We start from the raw sequence: 21,562 nt of genomic DNA, 5'->3' as shown, positions 1-21,562 counted from the left end.
CCGTTCCTCCGCGCATAGGGGAGGGCGCGCCGATGCGCCAGGAGCGGTGACGCGGTGCGGACCTCATGCCGCTGCCCGATCCGCCGCCCGGTCCGCTTCGAGCGTGCGCGCGATCGCCCGGCGCAGGAGCAGCACGGCGAGCCCGTAGAGCGGCACGGCCAGCGCGAAGTAGGCCGGCCAGCCCAGAGCTCCGGCGAGCGCCGGGGCGCCGACCCGCAGCGGCAGGGCGGCGAAGAAGGCCGCGCCGAACAGCAGCGCGTAGTCGGTGGCGGGCTGCGGCCCCTGCGCCCAGCGGTAGATCATGTTGAAGACCGGCACGCCGAGCCCGCCGCCGCACAGGATGCCGAGGATCGCCGCCGCGATGCCGAGGCCGGGGGAGCCCGCTGCGGTGGCCCCCAGCATCAGCAGGCCCGAGGCCGCCACGCCCGCAGCGGAGACGGTGATGAGCGGCAGCGTGCCGACCCGCCGGACGAGAAACCCGGAGACCAGGGCCATGACGAGGTTGATGCCCGAGGAGAGCCCCCCGGTGACGAGCCCGACCTCGGAGAGCGGTACGCCGAGATCGAGCAGCGCGAGGTTGTTCGAGCCCGACAGCGCGAAGATCGCCGCGAAGTAGAGGCCGAGCACCGCGACGCGCCCGCCGAGACGGCGCAGGCGGCCGAAATCCAGCGCGCCGCGCGCCGATCGGGAAAAGCTCAGGCGCAGCCGCCTCTCGGGATAGAACAGCATCGGCAGGAGGCAGAGCCCGTTGAGGACCGCCACCGCGAGGACGGAGAGTTCCCAGCCGAGCCGGTCGTACTCGGCGATCAGGACGCCGGCGCCGAAGATGCCGCCGAGCGAGGCGCCGCAGAGCTTGGCCGAGGCGACGTAGGGCCGCCGCTCCGGCCCGACCGTCTCCACCACCAGGGCTTCGAGCGCGATGTCCATGGTGGCCACGCAGAAGCAGGTGGCGATGGCGAGCGCGAACAGGGTCGGCAGCGGCCAGGCCTCGCCCCGGCTCAGCACCGCGAGCAGGGCGATGGCGCCCCCCTGCATCAGCACGATCCAGCCGAGCCGGTGGGGCAGGCGCGGCAGGCGCAGGCGGTCCACCAGCGCCGCCCAGAGGAAGGTGAGCCCGACCGGCAGGTTGATGAGCTGGAGGAAGCCGACTTCCGCCAATTCCACGCCGCGCGCCCGCAGGATCAGGGGCGCGCCGCTGATGAGGAAGCCCAGCGTGGTGCCGAAGGTGACGTAGAGACAGAAGAACGGCGCGAGCCGAGCCAGCGCGGTCAGGCCCGTTTCCCGGGGCAGGGCGGTGTCGCGCGCGGCCCCGGGACCGGACGCACTCACTGTCGCGGGCCGGGCCGCAGCCGGGTATCCATGGCGCAGGACCGTGGTTGGAAGGGGCTGGTGCGGGGATACAGGCGTCGGCGGGCGCCGTCGATCCGCCGCGCGGGCATGGCAGGCCCGACCGGTCTCGTCCGGCAGGTGTCCTCGGGCAGGTATCCTCGGGCGGCTCTCGCGTTGCGGCGCGGCAATCCCCATATCCGGGAACACCGAAGGACTTGCGCTGCCGAGCGCGGATCGGCCTGATGGCGTTTCGCCATGCGCCGGCCGGCCTTCCCTTTTTCGCTCAGCCCGGACACGGAGAGCCCATGAGCTCCGGACACGCCCCGACTTCCTCCTCGCCCGCCAACGCCTCCCTTGAGGGCGGCGACGACGCCGTGCTGCCCTTCGCCGTCGAGGCCCTGGACCTGCGCGGCCGCGCGGTGCGGCTCGGGCCCTCGATCGACACCATCCTGCGCCGCCATGGCTATCCGGATTCGGTCGCCCGGCTGATCGGCGAGGCGGCGGCGCTCACCGTGCTGCTCGGCTCCTCGCTGAAGCTCGAAGGCCGCTTCCAGCTCCAGACCAAGACCGACGGGCCGGTCGGCATGCTGGTGGTCGATTTCGAGGCGCCCGACCGTGTGCGCGCCACGGCCCGCTTCGAGGCGGAGCCCGTCGCCGCCCTCGGGGCCAAGGCGCGCGCCGCCGACCTGATGGGCCGGGGCCACCTCGCCATGACCATCGACCAGGGGGCCTCGCAGAGCCGCTACCAGGGCGTCGTCGCGCTGGAAGGGCAGAGCCTGGAGGAGGCCGCGCACCAGTATTTCCGCCAGTCGGAGCAGATTCCGACGCTGGTGCGCCTCGCCGTGGCCGAGCAGATGGAGGGCGGCGAGAGCCGCTGGCGGGCCGGCGGCCTGCTCGTGCAGTTCCTGCCGACCTCGCCCGACCGGCTGCGCCAGGCCGACCTGCCGCCGGGCGACGCGCCGGAGGGGCACGAGATCCTCACCGGCGGACCCGGAGAGGACGATGCCTGGACCGAGGCCCGCAGCCTCGTGAACACCGTGGAGGACCACGAACTGGTCGATCCGGCGGTGTCGAGCGAGCGCCTGCTCTACCGGCTCTTCCACGAGCGCGGAGTGCGGGTGTTCGATGCGCAGGAGGTGGTCGAGCGCTGCCGCTGCTCGCAGGAGCGGGTGATGGGCATGATCCGCTCCTTCTCGCCCGAGGAGCGCCGGGACATGGTGGCCGATGACGGCAGCATCGGTATCACCTGCGAGTTCTGCTCGCGGCGCTACGTGCTCGATCCGGCCGAGGTGGAGCGGGAGATCGCTGCACCCGGAGCGTGAGGGGATGCCTGGTCTGTGTTCTGCAATTGTCGCGGTGGATCTTCGCGATCGTCTCGGACCGGCCGAGATTATCGTGGTGAGGATCGGCGGGTGGCACCCCGCCGGTCCTCTCTCTCGAACGCTTAGAGCGAGAAGAGCGCTCTCGCGGTGGTCACAAACCACGCGGTAGCGTTTTGCTCACGGTGATGGCCAGGATGGGACATCCGACCACCTCCTCTCCAGCCTGCCTATTCAGCCTCGCGGCGGCAGCGGACGGCTAGCTCCGCGGCAGGCCCGGTGTCCGGGCGTTCGCGGCTAGGGGAGTGCGCTTCAGCGGGTACTGCGATCGCGCAGACCACCCAGAAATCAACCTCGCACACCATGCTCGCCTTGGTTGATGAAAACGTTCCCACAAGCGTGATGTGCTCTGGAACCGCTCCATGCTAAGGAGGCCGCGGGCCTCCTTGCGGAACCGCCCATGCCGTCGACATCCGAACGAGGCGAACGAGCCATGCCGGAGCTTCACCCCGTGGTCGCCGCAGTCACCGAGCGCGTGATCGCGCGCTCCCGCGACAGCCGCCGCGCGTATCTGGAGCTGATCGAGCGCGAGAGGGAGGCGGGCGTGCATCGCCCGATGCTCGCCTGCGGCAACCTCGCCCATGGTTTTGCGGCGTCGGGTGAGGACAAGCCGGCGATCATCGCCGGCCGGGCGATGAACATCGGCATCGTCACCGCCTACAACGACATGCTCTCGGCCCATCAGCCCTACGGACGCTATCCGGAGCAGATCAAGCTGTTTGCCCGCGAGGTCGGGGCGACGGCGCAGGTGGCCGGCGGCACGCCCGCCATGTGCGACGGCGTCACCCAGGGCCAGCGCGGCATGGAGCTGTCGCTGTTCTCCCGCGACACCATCGCCCTCTCCGCCGCGGTGGGCCTGAGCCACGGCATGTTCGAGGGCGCGGCCCTGCTCGGCATCTGCGACAAGATCGTGCCGGGGCTGATCATCGGCGCGCTGCGCTTCGGTCACCTGCCCGTGATCCTGATCCCGGCCGGCCCGATGCCCTCGGGGCTGGCCAACAAGGAGAAGCAGCGCATCCGCCAGCTCTACGCCGAGGGCAAGGTCGGCCGGGCGGAACTGCTGGAGAGCGAATCCGCCTCCTATCACGGGGCCGGCACCTGCACCTTCTACGGCACGGCCAACTCGAACCAGATGATGATGGACGTGATGGGCCTGCACATGCCCGGCGCCTCCTTCATCAATCCCGGCACGCGGCTGCGGCAGGCGGTGACGCGCTCGGCGATCCACCGCCTGACCGAGATCGGCTGGAACGGCAACGATTACCGCCCGCTCGGGCGCTGCATCGACGAGAAGGCGATCATCAACGCCATCGTCGGCCTGCTCGCCACCGGCGGCTCGACCAACCACGCGATCCACCTGCCGGCCATGGCGCGCGCCGCCGGCATCGTCATCGACTGGGAGGATTTCGACCGGCTCTCCGGCGTGGTGCCGCTGGTCGCCCGGGTCTATCCGAACGGCGCGGGCGACGTGAACCACTTCCACGCCGCCGGCGGCATGTCCTACGTCATCGCCTCGTTGATCGATGCCGGGCTCCTGCACGACGACATCCTCACCGTGGCGGGCACGCGCCTTCGCGATCACGCCCGCGATCCCAAGCTCCTGGGCGAGGGCAACGATCTCACCTTCGAGGACGCGCCGGCCGAGTCCCTCGACGACACGATGCTGCGTCCGCCGGCCAACCCCTTCCAGCCGGATGGCGGAATGCGTCTGGTGAAGGGCAATCTCGGCCGGGCCACCTTCAAGACGAGCGCGGTCGAGCCCGAGCGCCGCACCATCGAGGCGCCGGCCCGGGTCTTCTCCGATCAGGACGAGGTCATCGCCGCCTTCAAGGCGGGCGAGCTGGAGCGGGACGTGGTGGTGGTCGTGCGCTTCCAGGGCCCGCGGGCGAACGGCATGCCGGAGCTGCACAAGCTCACCCCGCCGCTCGGCGTGCTTCAGGATCGCGGCCACAAGGTCGCCCTAGTCACCGACGGGCGGATGTCGGGCGCCTCGGGCAAGGTGCCGGCGGCGATCCATGTCAGCCCCGAGGCGGTCGGCGGCGGTCCCATCGGCCGCATCCGCGACGGTGACGTGATCCGCCTCTCGGCCGAGGGCGGCCTCCTGGAGGTGCTGGTCGATCCGGCCGAGTGGGAGAGCCGCACCGATGCGGCCCAGCCGCCGCCCGGCCTCGGCACTGGCCGCGAGCTGTTCGCCTTCATGCGCCACGGCGCCGACGACGCCGAGCGCGGCGGCTCGGCCATGCTGGCCGCGGCGGGGCTTTGACCGAAGCGCCGTCCCTGCGAGCGTGAACCCGGGGCACGCGGACCCACAGCACGGAGAGGGGAGAAACCCACATGAGCACCATCGACGCGCTGATGCGCTCCGTTTCCGTCATCCCCGTGCTGGTGGTCGAGGACGCTGCCGACGCCGTGCCGATCGCCGAGGCGCTGGTGGCCGGCGGCCTCACCGCTCTCGAAGTCACCCTGCGCACCCCCGCGGCACTCGACGTGATCCGCGCCATGGCCAGCGTCGAGGGTGCGGTGGTCGGCGCCGGCACGGTGCTGAACGCGCGCGACCTCGACGCCGCCATCGGCGCGGGCGCGAAATTCATCGTCAGCCCCGGTCTGACCGCACCGCTGGCGGAGGCGGCCATCGCCTCGGGCGTGCCCTACCTGCCGGGTGTCGCGACCTCCGCCGACATCATGCGCGGCCTCGACCATGGGCTCGACCGCTTCAAGTTCTTCCCGGCGGAGGCCGCGGGCGGGCTGAAGGCGCTGAAGGCGCTGGCCGCGCCCTTCGGGGCCGTGCGCTTCTGCCCGACCGGCGGCATCACCGAGGCGAGCGCCGGCGAATGGCTCGCCCACCCCTCCGTGCTCTGTGTCGGCGGCAGCTGGGTGGTGCCTGCGGGCAAACCCGATCCCGCCAAGATCCGCGCGCTTGCCGAAGGCGCCGCCGGCCTGCGCCGGAGGTGAGGGCGTCTCGTTCACGGCATCGCCCGCGGCGCGCATCCGGCCGGTGCGAGGGCCCTATCCGGTGTTTTAAAACTGCAACATAAGTTGCTTTTGTGCCCTGCGGTCGAACGTGCCGATCGCGGGGCAGCCACACCAATGTCAATGACTTGATCCGTCTTTTATAATCAGTCTTGTAATGACTATAATGTAGATTTGTTGAAACGGGTTATCCCCAGCTTGATCTTTGTTGAACGGCGTCGCCATGCCTGCTGCGACGACCGCAAAGCGTCGTCGATCCCATAAGAAGACGGCGGGCTGGGTGATGAGACTGAACGGATATACTGGGCTGCACTATGCGCTGCTCACGGGCGCGGCGCTGACTTCGACGTTGCCGGTCCAGGCGCAGACGATTGTTCCGGTCATTGGGGAGCCTGCACTGGTTGCCCTGGATGAGCTGCACGTGCAGGGGCAGGGCGTGGGCGGTGGACCGTTCCGGGCCGAGCCGCAGGGCGGTGTCACGGTCGGCTATCTGACCAAGGCGACCCGCAGCGCGACGAAGACCGCGACGCCCCTGATCGACACGCCGCAATCCGTCAGCGTCGTCACGCGCGAGCAGATCCTCGATCAGGGCTTCCAGTCGATCGGCGAGGCCCTGCGCTACGTCCCCGGCGTCGTCCAGGCTCAGGGCGAGGGCAACCGGGACGAACTCGTCATTCGCGGCCAGCGCTCGAACGCCGACTTCTTCGTCAACGGTATCCGCGACGACGTGCAGTATTATCGCGACCTCTACAACACCCAGCGCATCGAGGTGCTCAAGGGGCCCAACGCGATGATCTTCGGCCGCGGCGGCGGTGGCGGCGTGGTCAACCGCGTGCTCAAGGAAGCCGACGGGGTGCCGATCCGCGAAGTGGTGGCGCAGGGCGGCCAGTTCGCCAACAAGCGCGTGGCGCTCGATGTCGGGGATCGCGTCTCCGACAGCGTGTTCTTCCGCATGAACGGCGTGTTCGAGGATACCGGCACCTACCGCGACTTCGTCGATATCCGCCGCTACGGCGTGAACCCGACGATGACTTTCCTGCTCGGGCCGCAGACGACCTTGCGGCTGTCCTACGAATTCTTCCACGACGACCGCACCACGGATCGCGGCCTCCCCTCGCAGTTCGGCCGGCCCTATCGCTACCGCGAGAACACCTCGACCTATTTCGGCAACCCGTTCCTGTCGCCGACCTACGTCAACGCGCATATCGCGACGGCGCAGCTCGACCACGTCTTCGAGAACGGCGTCGTGATGCGCAGCCAGTCGCGCATCGCCGATTACGAGAAGTTCTACCAGAACGTCTTCCCGGGCGGCGCGGTGAACGCGGCCGGCACGGCCGTCAACATCTCGGCCTATAACAGCCAGACCGACCGGACGAACTACTTCAACCAGACCAACTTTACCTACCGGTTCGTCACGGGGCCCTGGAAGCACACCCTGCTCGGCGGCTTCGAGCTCGGCTACCAGGAAGGCCTGAGCCTGCGTGAGGACGGCTTCTTCGCGACCACCGGCACGCAGACCCTCGTGGTCAACCCGCTCGCGCCGCTGACGCGCGTCGGCATCACCTTCCGCAACATCGCCAGTGGCGCCAACAGCACCTACGATCTCGGCCTCGCCGCCGCCTACGTGCAGGACCAGATTGAGCTGAACGAGCACGTGCAGTTCATCGGCGGCCTGCGCTACGACCATTTCGACTTCGCGGCGACCGACCGGCGCACCAACGTCACCAATGCCCGCGTGGACGACCTGATCTCGCCGCGGGCCGGCCTCGTCGTGAAGCCGCTGCCGAACCTCGCCTTCTACACGAGCTACAGCATCTCCTACCTGCCCTCCTCGGGCGATCAGTTCAGCGCCCTGACGCCGGGGCTCGTCATCGCCCAACCGGAAAGGTTCGAGAACACGGAAGTCGGCGTGAAGTACGACGTTTCGCCCGTGCTCCAGCTCACCGGCGCGCTGTTCAACCTCGACCGCACCAACCAGCGCCTCGCCGATCCGAACCGGCCCGGCTTCTTCCTGCTCTCGGGCCAGACCAACACGCAGGGCGCGGAGATCGGCGCCAACGGCTACGTCACCGACTGGTGGTCGATCGCGGGCGGCTACGCCTTCACCGACGCGCGCATCACGAACCGTCTCTCGGATACGATCGTTGCCGGAAACTTCGTCGGCCTCGTGCCGCTGAACTCGTTCACCCTGTGGAACAAGTTCGACATCGACCGGCACTTCTCGGTCGGCGTCGGCTTCATCAACCAGTCCCACTCGTTCGCGACCTCGGACAACACGGTCCGGCTTCCGAGCTACTCCCGCTTCGATCTGGGACTGTTCTACCGGATCAGCGAGAATGTGCGCGCGCAGGTCAATATCGAGAACCTGTTCGACCGCAGCTACATCGTCTCGGCGCACAACAACAACAACATCCTGCCCGGCGCCCCCCGCACGGTCCGGGCGCAGGTCATAGTGCGCTGGTAGCGGCCGTCCGCACCGATCCCGGGTCCGGACGACATCCGGAGGCGGGATCACACCGCGCGCAACGGCTTCTCCAGAACGCCGATGACGCGGGCGAGGTCGTTGCCGCGCTTCATCACGAGTCCGCTCGCCGCGATCACCGCGTAGGCACCCTGGCGGTTGGCGAGCTTGGGATCCTTCTCGATCCGGTAGAGCGGCATCTCGGAGGCGCGGCGGTAGATCGAGAACACGGCCTTGTCGCGGCGGAAGTCGAGGGCGTAGTCGCGCCACTCGCCCTCGGCGATGCGCCGTCCGTAGAGGTTGAAGATGGTCCGCAGCTCGTCGCGCTGGAAGGCGACCTGCGGCGCGGAGGAGGACGGGAACGGGATCACCTGCGGCGGCGCCTGGGCATCCCGCTCGCGTGAGCGCTGATCGACGCCCTGTCCTTCGCTCATCGTCGCTCCCGTATCGGTGCCGTCACCCGGCGGCGTGAGGGAGGATGATGGGCCTGCGGGCGGGCGCCCGCAAGGTGCTTCGCCGGCCATCCGTCCGGCCAGCGGCCTGTCCGCCGATGTGCGTCCTCGCACGGTGAGGCGGCAAACATCACGGTCTCGCCGCGATCTCGCCTTGCCAAGGTCACGGCGAAAGGCTTGAACTGTGGCTTGAAACCTCGTCGGCCCGGTCACCGCGGCGGCGCCCGAAACCCGAGCTCCCCAGCCCTCGGGCGGTGCTGCGGACCCGATCGGTCCGACATCCGGAGGTTTCGAGACCCAAGGACTTCAGGCGGCCTCTTCGGAGCGCCGCCCTTTTTTCGTCCGAAGCCCGACGGCACCCGCCGATGCCGCTTGGCAGCCGCGCCCGACGGCGCGACAAGCGGCGGCGATGTCCGAGCCCGCCCCTCCCGCGCGCGAAAGCGAGCCACCCGTCTTCGACGACGCCTTCCGCGGGCGTCTGGCCGACCTGCTCGCGTGGCGCCGGGACGTGCGCCGCTTCCGCACCGATCCGCTCGACGAGGCTGTCCTGCGCAGCTGCCTGGATCTGGCGGCGCTGGCGCCCTCCGTCGGCAACAGCCAGCCCTGGCGCTTCGTGCGGGTCTCGGACGCCGGTCGGCGCGCGGCCGTGGCGGAGAACTTCGAGCGCTGCAACCGGGCCGCCAGCGCGAGCTATGAGGACGAGCGGCGCACGCTCTACGCCCGGCTCAAGCTCGCGGGCCTGCGCGAGGCGCCGATCCACCTTGCCGTGTTCTGCGATGCTGGCACCGAGGCCGGCCACGGCCTCGGCCGGGCGACCATGCCGGAGATGCTGCGCTACTCCGTGGCGGCCTGCGTCCACGCCTTCTGGCTGGCCGCCCGCGCCCACGGGATCGGCGTCGGCTGGGTCTCGATCCTGGAGCCGGCGACCGTGACGCGGCTCCTCGACGTGCCGCAGACCTGGGAGCTCGTGGCCTATCTCTGCGTCGGCCTGCCGGTGGAGGAGCACGCCGACCCCGAACTCGTCCGCCACGGCTGGCAGGAGCGCCGCCCGGACGCCGCGCGCCTGCACGAGCGCTGAGGCGGTGCCCGCCCGTTACTTAAACTTTTCCGGAAATCCCGAGGGCAAGATTCGCCTTGGCGCGAACAGGCCGTGCATGACGCGCGGATTTCGCCCTGCGTGAAGCAGAGCGGAAAGCTGGAACGTTGGATCGTCTTCGTCAGTTACGCTCCAGCTTGGAAAGGCGATCTTCGATGTTCGGAAGAGGGAAGTACAGGGTGCGTCTCGCGGGCGCGCTCACGGCGGTGCTGTGCGCGGCGGGCGCCGCACAGGCGCGGGAGATCGTCCCCTTCGCGGAAGGGGTCGGGCCGGGCAGCATCGTGGTGCGCACCGGCGAGCGCCGACTCTACCTCGTCAACGGCGACGGCACGGCGATCCGCTATCCCGTGGCGGTCGGACGGCCGGGCAAGCAGTGGAGCGGCGCGACGCAGATCGACGGCAAGTATTACCAGCCCGACTGGTCGCCGCCCGCGGAGGTGAAGCGCGACAACCCCCGCCTGCCGAACCTCATCCGCGGCGGCTCGCCGAGCAATCCGATGGGCGTGGCGGCGATGACCCTGCGCGGCGGCGAGTACGCCATCCACGGCACCAACCGGCCGAACTCGATCGGCACCTTCGCCTCGTACGGCTGCATCCGCATGTACAATCAGGACATCGCGGACCTGTTCGAGCGCGTCCCGGTCGGCACGCAGGTCTACGTCACCCGCTGAGGGGCCGGCCTCGTCATCGCGTCCTCGCCTCGCGATGATGGGCGCGTCTCAGAAGTCCGTGTGCAGCCGCGTCCCGATGAAGTCCGCCGGGCCGCGGTCGCGGTTGTAGGCGGGGTTCTCGACGTGCTGGTAGTCGAAGGTCATCGTCACCGCCTTCGTCAGATTCAGCGCGTAGTAGACCTCGACCGCCCGCTCGGGCGCGTAGGTCAGGCGCCCGTCGCCGATCAACAGGCCCAGGCCTCCGTTGGCGAAGTAATCGCGGTGGGAGGACGAGATGCGGTTGGCCGCGGCGCCGAGGCCGATCGTGTCCTGCGGCCGGCCCCAGGCCGTGCCCTTGAGCGACAGGCCGCCCGAGACCGAGCCGTCGATGTCGGTGAAGGACAGGCTCTCGTTGCGCCCGTCATTGACGCTCGCCCGGGCGAACAGGCCGAGATCGGGGGTGAGCGCCTGCTCCAGGTTGACGTAGGCGCCGCTCTTGCGCCGGGGCTCCCGGCTCGCCGCGACGGCGGTGTTGATGTCGGGGAAGGCGCCGGCCTGGGTCAGCGCCACGACCTGCCGGAAATTGGCGGTGTTGCCGACATTCGAGAACAGGCCGAGCCGCAGCTTGCCCGGCTGCTCCAAGACGGGGAGGGCGTAGCGTCCCTCGAACTCGACCACGGCGCCGGCCCGTTCGAAGATGCGCGGGTCGAGCACGTCCGAGGAGGGCTCCTTGGGCACCTGCGTGTAGGCGGCGCGGATCGCGAATTCCGCGCGGTTGTACTCGACCATCAATCCTTGCGTGAAGCCGGGAAGGTTGGCCGGGAAGTCCCAGGCCGCCGAGGCCCATAGGCCCCAGTTCATGAAATCGACCCTGGGATCGTGGGCGTAGACGTTGCCGTCGAAGAAGTCGCCGAGCGCGAACTTGCCGGCGATGACGGTGATGCGCTCGACATCGCGGGTGCCGGCGATGGAGTTCGGGCCGTCGGACACTTCCTCGGTCTCGCCACCCAGGCCGAAGGTCTGGCGCAGGAAGTAGCGGTTGGAGCGCAGCTTCGGGAAGGGCGCGCCGGCCTTCTGCGCCTCGCCGTTGACGAAGCCGGCGACGCCCAGCGTCCGCGACAGGCCGAAGCCCTGGCTGAATTCCGGATTGTAGTAGAGTTCGGTGTTCTCGAAGAGCTTCAGGCCGAGGAAGAGCGTCGCCGTGGTCGTCGCCTGCGCTTGGTCCGGCACGAGGCTCTGAGGACCGCGATAGGGCGAGCGGAAGCCGGTCACGCCCTGGTTCACGAAGGTGGTCTGGCCGTGCAGCGAGAAGCGCGCGTCCTTGACCGGCTCGCTTTCGTCGTCCGGCACCAGGGTCAGCGGCTCCGGGTGCCAGATCAGCCGGGCCATCATCTGGTTCGAGACGAAGCCGGTCCGGGTCGTCACCGCGCCGCCATCGGCCCCCGGCACGGCGCCCAGGCCGAAGCGACCGCTCTCGCCGAGATCGCTGTAGCGATAGTCGATCCCGAGGGAGAGATGGGGATCGACCGCGAACTGCACGCCCGCGCCCAGGGTGAAGCCGAGATAGGACACGTTCCGAGAGGCGGTCGCGGTGGGGCCGCCCGCGAGATCGGGATAGGTCGCGAGCACCCGCCCGTTGGCGCCGGCAAGCCCGAAGGTCGCGTAGATCAGATTGTTGCCGAAGGCGTAGCCGAGCCGTCCGCGAAGCGTGCCGAACAGGTCCGTCTTCTCGCGGATCAGGGCAAAGGGCGGGTCGACCGCCTCGTAGCCGAAGCTGAGCGCGTCGGAGCGGGCGCCGCGCTTGAGGTTCGCGCCGACGAGATCCGCCTCGACGCCGTAGACGAAGGCGCCGTCCTGCCAGGTCCAGCCGGCGAAGGCGCCGCCGACCACCGTGGTGGCATCGGCGCCGAGATCCCGGCTGCCGGTGGCGTCGCCGGTCGAGACGGCGGGCACCCGGCGGGGGCCGATCGTGGTGGGGCCGAAATCGTAATTGCCGAACGAGGCGCCGGCGCTGCCCTGCATTCCGGCATAGCCCCCCGACCAATCAAGGAAGCGGGGCCGCGCCGGTGCGAGATCCGCGGCGAGGGCGGCTCCGGCCTGAACGCCCAGAAGTGCGGCGAGACCTGCCGCGGTCGCGCGCCGATGCCCGCTCCGTCCCGCCCGCTTGATGAGCACCGCGCCAGCCCCCTGCCGCCACCATTCAGCGGACTAGCAGATGCCGATGCCGCCGCAATGCGCCCGCATCGTGCCGAAGCACGAGGCTTCGTCACGGTTGCGCGGGCGCCACGGCGGTGACGTTGAGCCCGTCATCCCGACAGGAGGATGACGGTAGCGTGCGGGGGACGGGGAAAGCGGTGCCGAACCCCGTTGCCGCGGACCAGCGTGGCCCTACTTCAGCGGGGCTTGGACCCCCATCAGGTTCGGCACAGACTTCGGGGCGCGTCCGGCAACGGCGCGCCCTTTTTGCTGCGTGCCGGCTTTCATTGCGCCGGAGCGGCCTTAGCCGAAACCTTGGCGGCAGCCTTCGGGGCCGGCTTGGCCGGCGCTTCGACGGGCGCAGCCGCGGCCTGCTGGTTCACGTCCGGCACCCGGGTCCAGGTCTGCGAGCCGCACAGCACCTTGAGCATGCAGCCCTGAACGGCCAGCTCGCTCTCGCTCTCGCGCTCCAGGGTGACCTGATAGATCTTGCCCTCGTCGGCATTGTAGATGTCGCCCGCGAAACCGGCCTCTTCGGGCTTGAGGTTGTCGAGCAGCGTCAGGCCCATGACCGGGCGGGCGCGCTTCTTCGGATCGGGGTTCTTCAGGTCGGTGCGCGCCGCGCCGGAATCGTCGGTCGGCGACTTGAGCCACACCACCTTGCCGCAGGCATTGCCGCCGGCCGGGCCGCAGCGGTCGATGCGGATCTTGGCGCGGCCGTCCCCGGTGAGCCAAGTTCCGGAGAGATCCTTCGGTGCGGCGATGGCGGCGCTGGAGACCAGAAGGGCGGCGCAGGCGAGGGCGAGACGCATGGAAGGCTCCTGAGGCTGGGCCCGGGGACGGGCGAGGGCTTGCGGAGGGGCCGTCCCGGCGGGCCGGGGCGGCGGAACGTCGCTCGAATACGCCCTCGCAATCGGGCGATTTTTCGGCGGTGTTGCGTAGAAGCCATGGCGAGGCCGAAAAAGGCCACGCTCTTCATCTGGCTCTCCGTGTTCTCCGGCGTCGGTTGAGGGGGCTCGGCTCCACGGCTATAAGCCCGGCGCGCCGACGGCCTCTCCGGCAGGGTCGAACCCGCCATTCCCAGCGCGTCGCGCGACCCCTTTCTCCAACGACATCGGACCGGACCCATGGCCCTCGAGCGCACCTTCTCCATCCTCAAGCCCGACGCCACCCGCCGCAACATCACCGGCGCCGTCAACGCCGTGATCGAGGCCGCCGGCCTGCGCATCGTCGGCCAGCGCCGCATCCAGATGACCCGCGAGCAGGCCGAGACGTTCTACGAGGTGCACAAGGAGCGCCCGTTCTACGGCGAGCTCGTCGAGTTCATGACCTCGGGCCCGGTCGTCGTGCAGGTGCTGGAGGGCGAGAACGCCGTCGCCAAGTACCGTGAGGTGATGGGCGCCACGAACCCGGCCCAGGCCGCCGAGGGCACGATCCGCAAGCAGTTCGCCGAGTCGGTCGGCGAGAACACGGTTCACGGCTCCGACAGCGCCGAGAACGCCAAGATCGAGATCGCGCAGTTCTTCACCGACGCCGACATCGCGGCTTAAGCGGAATGCTTGCGCCGGTTCCGGCTCTCGCCGGGGCCGGCGACGCGCATTCCGGCCCGGTGTGACTCTGCTGCCCTAGCGGCGCAGGGCCTTGCCACCGGAAACAGGGTCCCTCGACGATTTCCCGTCACTCTCGGATCCCGCTTCCATGCGCCTCACGTTTTCGCGCAGCGGCCGCCTGCTCGCCGCGGCCGGCCTCGTTTCCCTGCTGGCCGCCTGCAACTCCGCCGGCAGCACCGCGCAGTACAGCTCGCTCGAAGGCTTCGTGCCCGATCCGGCGCTGAAGACCGCCTCCAAGAGCAACCTCACCGGCCGCGTCCGCCACGCCTGCACGGTCACCCAGGCCAAGCTGCAGAAGGTCGAAGAGACGACGCTCGCCGCGCCCTGCGGCTGCTACGCCGAGCGCACCCTGTCCGCCCTCGACCGGGACGAGGTCGCCTCCTACCGCGCCACCGGCTACTTCAACGACAGCGCCCGCGCCAAGGCGCTGAGCGCGCTCGACAGCTGCAAGCTGCCGCGCCCGGTGGTCTGAGACGGCTTATCGGCCGATCTCTTCTTGTCATCGCGAGGCGAAGCCGAAGCGATCCAGAGCGCAGGCCTAGACCATCGTGCCGGATACCGTATCCGCACGATGGTCTAGGCTCTTGTTTCGCATCATCTTTTTCCGAAGGCCGGCGGCCACCTTTCGGAACGATGCTCTAGCCGGCATGGTCATGCCCTGGACGGCTTCGCTCCGCTCACGGTGACGGGACCGAAGCCGTCAACCGGGCTGCCATGATGTGCGAACCCGGCGCGGCCGGGCCGTGGCCGGGCGGTGACGGGGGCGCGCTCACAGCTTCTCCACCGGAGCCGGCGCCTTTCCGTCCGCCGGCTTCGGCTTCGGCGGACAGATCTTTTTCAGCACCTGCCACTCCGCCTCGGACAGGATGCCGGGGCCGGCCGGCTTGTCGCCCGCCAGCGCCCGGATCCGCGCCGCCCGCTCGGCCGTGAATGGATGAGAGCGCAGGAACGACGTCGCTCCCGGCTTCTCGTCGTCGGCATCGGTGATGCGCTCCAGGATCGCCGCCAGCGCCCGCCCATCCCCGCCGGCCCGGCCGACCGCCGCCACGGCAAAGGCGTCCGCCGCCCGCTCCGCCTCGCGCGAATAGCCCGCCGAGATCGCCGCCTGACCGACCGCCACGAGCACGGTCGAGCCCGTGAGATCGCCCAGCACGAGACTCAGCAGGAACGAAGTGCCGCCCGCGGTGATGACCGCCCGCATCGGATCGCGAGCGGCGACGTGGCCGAACTCGTGGGCGAGGATGCCGGCGAGTTCGTCCCCGTTCTTCGCCTTGTCCAGGATGTCGGAGAGCAGGATCACCCGGCCGCCCGGCAGGGCGAGCGCGTTGGCGATGGCGTGGCGGCGCACGCTCACCTGGGGGATCGCCGGCAGCGCCATGCCCTCGGTGAGCCGCGCCGTCAGCCGGTCGAGCACGGCACGCGCCTCCGGCGCCTCGCAACGGGGCGGATTTCCGAGCAGGCCGACGATCTGCCCGTCCACGCCCTTGGCCAGACGGGCCTCGACCGATTGCGGCACGAGCGGCGCGATCACGCCGGAGGCGGCCGGCACGCCGTAGATGGCCGTGAGCAGGACGGAGATGCCGGCGGCGATCGACCAGAGCACGAGTCGGGTGAGCCCGCCCTGCTTTTCGGTTCGGCCGAGATCCGGGCAGCGCGCGTCGAGCACCCCCGCGAAGTCGGCATCCGCGAACTCGACGCTTTCCGGCCCGGGCGCGTGGAGGATTCGGGTCAGCGGCGGCGCCGTCTCGGCTCGGCGCAGATCGAGCAGGCTCCAGTCGCGGCGCACGTCGCCGCCGACGATCACCAGCCGATGCGTCAGATGCAGGGTGACCGGACGCGGCCGGGCGCTGCGTCCGTCGAAGAAGGTGCCGGCCGTGGATCGCGCTTCCATCGCCCGGCCTAGAGCCCGATCTCGAGGGCGCCGCCCACGTCGAGCGCGTCGGCGAGCCCCTCGTTGAGACCGCTGCCCGGCGGACGCGCCGAGGCCAGCACGGCTTCCAGCGCCGGCAGGTTCTCGATCTGCGTCGTGCTCGCCACCGCGTGCCAGAGCCGAACCGTGATGGCGCGGACGTAGAGCACGGCGGCGCCGAGCATGGCGCCGAGATAGAGCAGCACGATCGAAACCATGAAGAAGGCCTGCACGCCGGCGTTCGGACGCTCGGTCGCGAGCAGCGGAACCAGGATGGCGAAGATGATGCCAATCACGATGACGAAGCCGATGACCACGAGCATGTAGAGAATGTAGGGCCAGTAGAACTGGCGCGCCCGCAGCGAGGAGGTCAGCCGCGCCTCGCCCAAATGCGCCGCACGCATGAACGCACGGGTTTCACGGGCGCGGTAATAGGGGAACAGGATCAGCGCCAGCGGGATCGACGCGCTCGCGACCGCCGCGACGATGCCGCTGTAGAGCGCGAGCGGCGTGTCCGCGTAGGCCGGATTGAAGATCAGCTTGCTCTCGCGGCCGGTGGGATCCTCGATCATCAGGTCGCCCGGCAGGTCGAAGCCGTTCGCGGCCAGCAGAGCCAGAACGCTGATCAGGATCGGCAGGAGCCCGACGGCGTAGAGCGTCAGCCACGGCAGCAGGATCGAGCGCCCGGTGGCGGTCGAGTGCATCCGGCTCTGGCCGACGAGCGTGTGGTTGATGCGGTAGCGCTCCAGCGAGGCGCGCTGGAAGGGAAAGGTGAGGCCGAAGGTGACGAGGGTGGCGAGCCACCACAGGCTGGCCCGGCCCGCATAGGCAAGCCCCGATCCGTCCTGCGCCAGCCGGATGCCGCGCCAGCGGGTGCGCGAGGCGCGGTAACGCCGGCCGCGAAAGAGGGCGTATTGCCCGAGCACGAACAGGAAGAGGAAGGAAATCGGTGCCGCGAGTGCGGCCAGCACCGGGCTGGCGAAGCTGAGCAGGAAGAGGACGAAGTAGATCGGCACGAGGATGGCGAGCGCCACCAGGAAGCCGAGGAACAACTCCTTGCCGGTGCCGAGATACTCGGCCGGGCAGCCGGCCACGAGCGTCCGGCTCCAGAAGAAGCGCCGCAGATTGGTGATGTACCAGAACCGGTAGATCGAGAAGGTGACCAGCGAGAGCAGGAAGCCTTTGACGACGATGCCCGTCAGCCCGTGTGCCCGTCGATCGAACGCGATCGCACCGGTTTGCGCCGGAGCCGGGCTCGGCACAGCTTCGTACTGGTTCATTCTGGCGGTCCCCTCCGACGCGGGAGGAGACTAGAGCCCTGGTTGGTTGCAGTGCAACCGCCGCTGCCTCCGATTGGCGTTCGCCGGCTCCTTGCCAGTGGATACGGAGGGCGCGAATGTAGCTTAATTTCACGTGAAAACGGCCAGGGCCGTCACGTCTCGCGGCGGTACGCCTTGGCCGGAACCCAGGCTGGGCGGGCAGATTGTGCCGAACCCGTTGATCCGCGACGGGCCCCAGCCATGTGTCGTGCTGGCTCGTGCCGGACATGGTGATCAGGGCCTGAAACGAAACGAGCGGGCCGAAAGCCCGCTCGTTTGTCCGTGTGGCTGAGAGCCGCCTTCAGCAGCAGCGGAAGCCCGACGTGTTGCCGACGCCGAAGCGGGCGTTCTCGCGATTGCGAAAGAACTCACGCTCCGTCATCGGCGCCTGGTCCGGATGGGTCTTCTGGATGTGGGCGACATAGGTGCCGTAATCGCCCTGACCCACCATCAGACGCGCGCCGTCGCAGACGCATTTGTTGAAGGCCCGGAGGCGATCACGAAAGTTGAGCGACGGCGCTGCGGTGCTCGACATGAGGCAACCTTACTCTGCGGGTGCGAGCTTCGGGTCGGCTTCGAGGGCGGTCCAGCGGTCGGCGCGGTAGGCCTTCACGCAGGCCATCACGCCGAACACCACGATCGCGATCACGAGGCCGACGAAGAACACGGCAAGGGCCGCGTCGATGCGGTCGTTGAAGACGATCTTGTGCATGTCGTCCATGCTCTTGGCCGGCCCGAGCACCTTGCCCTCGGCGATCGCCGCCGAGAAGCGGTCGGCGTGGCTGAGGAAGCCGATCTTCGGGTCGGGCGAGAAGATCTTCTGCCAGCCGGCGGTCAGGGTGCAGATGCAGAGCCAGATTGTCGGAATGATCGTGACGAAGGCGTAGCGCTCGCGCTTCATCTTGAAGATCACCACCGTCGCGAGCGTCAGCGCCACCGCCGCGAGCATCTGGTTCGAGATGCCGAACAAGGGCCACAGGGTGTAGATGCCGCCGAGGGGGTCCGTGACGCCCTGATAGAGGAAGTAGCCCCAGGCACCCACGCAGAGGGCGGTCGCCACCACGCTCGGTCCCCAGGACGACGTGTCCTTGAAGGACGGCGAGATCAGGCCGAGCAGATCCTGCAGCATGAAGCGGCCGGCGCGCGTGCCCGCATCCACCGCGGTGAGGATGAAGAGCGCCTCGAACAGGATGGCGAAGTGGTACCAGAAGGCCATCATCGCCTTGCCGCCGATGGCCGAGGAGATGATGTGGGCCATGCCGACCGCCAGCGTCGGGGCGCCGCCGGTGCGGGAGATGATCGAGTGCTCGCCCACGTCCTTCGCGGTCTGGGCGATCACGTCCGCGCCGATCGGGAAGCCGAGCTTGGTCACGGCCGCCGCCGCGGTTTCCGGCGAGGTGCCGAGCAGGGCACCGGGCGAGTTCATGGTGAAGTAGATGCCCGGATCGATCACGCTCGCGGCGACCAGCGCCATGATCGCGACGAAGCTCTCCATCAGCATGCCGCCGTAGCCGATGAAGCGGGTGTCCATCTCGTTGTCGACGAGCTTCGGCGTCGTGCCCGACGAGATCAGGGCGTGGAAGCCCGAGACCGCGCCGCAGGCGATGGTGATGAACAGGAACGGGAAGAGCGAGCCCGCCCAGACCGGGCCGGTGCCGTCGACGAACTTCGTGGTGGCCGGCATCTGCATGTGCGGAGCGACGACGACGATGCCGAGCGCGAGGCCGACGATGGTGCCGATCTTGAGGAAGGTCGAGAGGTAGTCGCGCGGGGCCAGCAACAGCCACACGGGCAGGATCGCGGCGACGAAGCCGTAGCCGATCAGCATCCAGGTCAGCTGGGTGCCGGTGAAGGTGAAGGCCGGGCCCCAGGTCGGATGCTCGTTGATCTGTCCGCCGCCGAGGATCGCGGCCATGAGCAGGACGAAGCCGATGATCGAGACCTCCCCGATCTTGCCCGGCCGGATGTAGCGCGCGTAGAGGCCCATCAGGATCGCGATCGGGATCGTGGCCGCCACCGTGAAGGTGCCCCAGGGGCTCTCGGCCAGCGCCTTGACCACGATCATCGCCAGGACGGCGAGCAGGATCACCATGATCATGAAGGTGCCGAACAGCGCGATCACGCCGGGGATCACGCCGAGCTCGGCCCGGATCAGCTCGCCGAGCGAGCGCCCGTCGCGGCGCATCGAGATGAACAGGATCATGAAGTCCTGCACCGCGCCCGCGAGCACGACGCCCGCCAGGATCCAGAGCATGCCGGGCAGGTAGCCCATCTGCGCCGCGAGCACCGGACCGACCAGCGGGCCCGCGCCGGCGATGGCCGCGAAGTGGTGGCCGAACAGGACGGTCTTGTTGGTGGGAACGTAGTCGAGGCCGTCATTGTGACGGTGAGCGGGGGTCTCGCGCTTCGGATCGAGGCGCATGACGTTGTTTGAGATATAGAGGGAGTAGTAGCGGTAGCCGATCAGGTAGACGCAGACCGCGGCCACGACGACCCACAACGCGTTGATCGATTCCCCGCGTTCCGTGGCGACGACCGCCAGCGCAGCGGCCCCCAACGCCCCGACCAGGGCCCAGGGCCCGTGCTTTTGTAATGCGCCCATGCGACGCCTCGCTCCGTAATCAGCCGCATTCTTGATGCAGGCGGCTTTCGCGGATCTGTTTGGCGCAATTTTTCCGGCGAGGCCAGTCGCGGGAACCACACAGCCGCCGGCTCTATCAGTGATCGTGGTGACATCTGCCGACCAGCGTCACTGGAACGTTGGGATCAATCGAGGACGATCACCCGGTTCGGGAGTTCGTTGTCACTGCGGCGTCCCGGCAACGCGGTCGCCAGGACGGTTCCGACACCCTCCACGGTCGTGACCAGACCGTCGCCCAGAGCGTGGCGCCCGGCGGCACCGAGGAGGTCGGAGACGATGGCGCGCCATTGCGCCTCCTCCACACGGACACGAACGCCCTTGTCCGCGACGATCTCGGCGTAGCGTTCGGCGAGTGCGACGTAGATCAGCACCCCCGTGCGCCCCCGCGTTCCGGTCAGGCCGTGAGCGAAGAACTCGCGGCGGGCGGCGGCGTGGGCGCGCTCCCGCCGCCACCGGCGCGGGGTGAGGGCGACCCGCAGGCGCAGGTTCAGGGAGAGAAGAAGCGTGCCGAGCACGAGACCCGCCTGTGCGAGCGCGATCTCCCCGGCACCGAGATCGGTGAGCAGGATCAGCGGCCAGGGCAGGGCGAGCCCGAGCGCCAGCGCGAGCGCGAGGCCGGGCGAGCGGTAGAGCCCGGCGCTGGCGGCCACGAGCACCACGATCTCGCCGGTCGTGCCGGCTTCCGCGCGGCCGATCGCGGCGGCGATCCGCTCCCGCTCGGCGTCCGTGAGGATGGTCTGGCTACCAGTCACCGGACGCGCCTCCGCCGCCGAACGAGCCGCCCCCGCCCGAGAATCCTCCCCCGCCGCTATCCGAGAAGCCGCCGCTCCAGCCGCCGGAGGGCCCCGGAATGACGACGAAGCCGCCCCCGCCGCCGCGGCCCCCGCGCCCGCCGCCGCTCAGGCGCGTCAGGACGATGACGAGCACGACGATGACGACGATCCAGAAGATCACCGTGACGGGATCGACCGCATCCTCCCGCACGGGAGCGCGGCGCTGCCACTCGTCGGCATCGCCCGCGAGGATGGGCAGGATCGCGTCCACGCCCGCCTCCACTCCGCCGGAGAAGTCGCCCTGCCGGAAGCGCGGGGTGATCGCGCTGGTGATGATGGTCTTGGACAGGGCGTCGGTGAGCGCGCCTTCGAGGCCGTAGCCGACCTCGATGCGGACCTTGCGCTCCTTGGGCGCGACCAGCAGCAGGACGCCGTTATTGGTCTTCTTCTGGCCGAGGCCCCAGGCCCGGGCGAGGCGGTTGGCGTAGTCCTCGACCGTCAAGTCCTGAAGGTTCGGAACGGTGGCGACGACGAGCTGGTCGCCCGTCCTGTCCTCGTGGGTTTTGATCTTGCCGTCGATGCGCGCGCGCGCCTCCGGCGAGAGGATGTCCGCCGCATCCACGACGCGGCCCGTGAGCTTCGGGAAGTCGGGATCGGCGGCGAGGGCGAGTCCGGCGACGATCAGCAGGGCGAGCGGAAGCGCCGCGAGGCAGCCGATCGCGCGGGCAACGAGTCCGTTCGGTCGGCGTGTCACCGGGGCGGGGACCGGACCAGCCG

Annotated in this window: 18 protein-coding genes; 8 read left to right on the top strand and 10 right to left on the bottom strand. The window is 69.5% G+C overall.

Annotated features, from left to right (window positions below; genetic code table 11):
* Positions 1-63: 63 nt before the first annotated feature.
* Positions 64-1,290: an MFS transporter gene (locus ACPCJR_RS15205; RefSeq protein ID WP_391514069.1), complete on the bottom strand. Its 1,227-nt coding sequence runs from the start codon at positions 1,288-1,290 to the stop codon at positions 64-66.
* 344 nt (positions 1,291-1,634) lie between these two features.
* On the opposite strand from ACPCJR_RS15205, the gene ACPCJR_RS15200 reads away from it, so the two are divergent.
* The 4 genes from ACPCJR_RS15200 to ACPCJR_RS15185 all read left to right on the top strand — a co-directional run bounded on the left by ACPCJR_RS15200 (position 1,635) and on the right by ACPCJR_RS15185 (position 8,142).
* Positions 1,635-2,651, top strand: coding sequence for an Hsp33 family molecular chaperone (locus ACPCJR_RS15200; protein ID WP_391513818.1), 1,017 nt, complete (start codon positions 1,635-1,637; stop codon positions 2,649-2,651).
* Positions 2,652-3,141: 490 nt separating this feature from the next.
* Positions 3,142-4,971, top strand: a complete 1,830-nt coding sequence (gene edd / locus ACPCJR_RS15195) for a phosphogluconate dehydratase (RefSeq protein ID WP_391513820.1) — start codon at positions 3,142-3,144, stop codon at positions 4,969-4,971.
* Positions 4,972-5,042: 71 nt separating this feature from the next.
* Positions 5,043-5,660 (top strand): bifunctional 4-hydroxy-2-oxoglutarate aldolase/2-dehydro-3-deoxy-phosphogluconate aldolase, encoded by a 618-nt coding sequence (gene eda, locus ACPCJR_RS15190; RefSeq protein WP_391513822.1) that lies wholly within the window; start codon positions 5,043-5,045, stop codon positions 5,658-5,660.
* Between the two features lie 301 nt (positions 5,661-5,961).
* Positions 5,962-8,142, top strand: a complete 2,181-nt coding sequence (locus tag ACPCJR_RS15185; protein WP_391513824.1) for a TonB-dependent receptor — start codon at positions 5,962-5,964, stop codon at positions 8,140-8,142.
* A 47-nt stretch (positions 8,143-8,189) separates the two neighbouring features.
* Here the strand turns inward: ACPCJR_RS15185 and ACPCJR_RS15180 are convergent, their stop codons facing one another.
* Positions 8,190-8,573 (bottom strand): DUF2794 domain-containing protein, encoded by a 384-nt coding sequence (locus ACPCJR_RS15180; protein WP_391513826.1) that lies wholly within the window; start codon positions 8,571-8,573, stop codon positions 8,190-8,192.
* Positions 8,574-9,000: 427 nt separating this feature from the next.
* Here ACPCJR_RS15180 and bluB point away from each other — a divergent pair, with 427 nt between their 5' ends.
* Positions 9,001-9,669 carry a 5,6-dimethylbenzimidazole synthase gene (gene bluB / locus ACPCJR_RS15175; RefSeq protein WP_391513828.1) on the top strand — a complete coding sequence of 223 codons (669 nt, stop codon included), beginning with the start codon at positions 9,001-9,003 and terminating at the stop codon, positions 9,667-9,669.
* Positions 9,670-9,842: 173 nt separating this feature from the next.
* Complete coding sequence (locus ACPCJR_RS15170) at positions 9,843-10,358, top strand: L,D-transpeptidase (RefSeq protein WP_391513830.1); 516 nt, start codon at positions 9,843-9,845, stop codon at positions 10,356-10,358.
* A 48-nt stretch (positions 10,359-10,406) separates the two neighbouring features.
* Here ACPCJR_RS15170 and ACPCJR_RS15165 read toward each other — a convergent pair whose 3' ends face one another.
* Together ACPCJR_RS15165 and ACPCJR_RS15160 are read right to left on the bottom strand one after the other, a co-directional pair.
* Entirely contained in the window at positions 10,407-12,512 is a 2,106-nt protein-coding gene (locus tag ACPCJR_RS15165) for a carbohydrate porin (protein ID WP_391513832.1), read from the bottom strand.
* Positions 12,513-12,817: 305 nt separating this feature from the next.
* A complete protein-coding gene (locus ACPCJR_RS15160; RefSeq protein ID WP_391513834.1) occupies positions 12,818-13,345 on the bottom strand; it encodes a DUF2147 domain-containing protein in 528 nt (175 codons plus the stop codon).
* Positions 13,346-13,660: 315 nt separating this feature from the next.
* On the opposite strand from ACPCJR_RS15160, the gene ndk reads away from it, so the two are divergent.
* Both ndk and ACPCJR_RS15150 read left to right on the top strand, forming a co-directional pair.
* Positions 13,661-14,083, top strand: a complete 423-nt coding sequence (ndk, locus tag ACPCJR_RS15155; protein WP_391513836.1) for a nucleoside-diphosphate kinase — start codon at positions 13,661-13,663, stop codon at positions 14,081-14,083.
* Between the two features lie 148 nt (positions 14,084-14,231).
* Positions 14,232-14,615, top strand: a complete 384-nt coding sequence (locus ACPCJR_RS15150) for a hypothetical protein (RefSeq protein WP_391513838.1) — start codon at positions 14,232-14,234, stop codon at positions 14,613-14,615.
* A gap of 297 nt (positions 14,616-14,912) precedes the next feature.
* On the opposite strand, the gene ACPCJR_RS15145 is transcribed toward ACPCJR_RS15150, so the two are convergent.
* The 6 genes from ACPCJR_RS15145 to ACPCJR_RS15120 form a co-directional block, all read right to left on the bottom strand.
* Entirely contained in the window at positions 14,913-16,034 is a 1,122-nt protein-coding gene (locus ACPCJR_RS15145) for a M48 family metallopeptidase (RefSeq protein WP_391513839.1), read from the bottom strand.
* An 8-nt stretch (positions 16,035-16,042) separates the two neighbouring features.
* A complete protein-coding gene (locus tag ACPCJR_RS15140; RefSeq protein ID WP_391513841.1) occupies positions 16,043-17,332 on the bottom strand; it encodes a YjgN family protein in 1,290 nt (429 codons plus the stop codon).
* Positions 17,333-17,672: 340 nt separating this feature from the next.
* The gene (locus ACPCJR_RS15135) at positions 17,673-17,906 is read right to left on the bottom strand and encodes a YbdD/YjiX family protein (protein WP_110352515.1); all 234 of its coding nucleotides are present in this window, start codon (positions 17,904-17,906) and stop codon (positions 17,673-17,675) included.
* Positions 17,907-17,915: 9 nt separating this feature from the next.
* A complete protein-coding gene (locus tag ACPCJR_RS15130) occupies positions 17,916-19,973 on the bottom strand; it encodes a carbon starvation CstA family protein (RefSeq protein WP_391513843.1) in 2,058 nt (685 codons plus the stop codon).
* A gap of 164 nt (positions 19,974-20,137) precedes the next feature.
* Complete coding sequence (locus tag ACPCJR_RS15125; RefSeq protein WP_391513845.1) at positions 20,138-20,764, bottom strand: TPM domain-containing protein; 627 nt, start codon at positions 20,762-20,764, stop codon at positions 20,138-20,140.
* The gene (locus tag ACPCJR_RS15120; RefSeq protein WP_391513846.1) at positions 20,754-21,539 is read right to left on the bottom strand and encodes a TPM domain-containing protein; all 786 of its coding nucleotides are present in this window, start codon (positions 21,537-21,539) and stop codon (positions 20,754-20,756) included. Before ACPCJR_RS15120 ends, ACPCJR_RS15125 begins: the two co-directional genes overlap by 11 nt.
* Positions 21,540-21,562: the final 23 nt, after the last annotated feature.

Source organism: Methylobacterium sp. NPDC097929, assembly GCF_049543375.1.
In the GTDB taxonomy this organism is placed as follows: Bacteria; Pseudomonadota; Alphaproteobacteria; order Rhizobiales; family Beijerinckiaceae; genus Methylobacterium.
The sequence above is the reverse complement of the archived record's forward strand: the minus strand, read 5'-3'. Positions and strand labels throughout refer to the sequence as shown.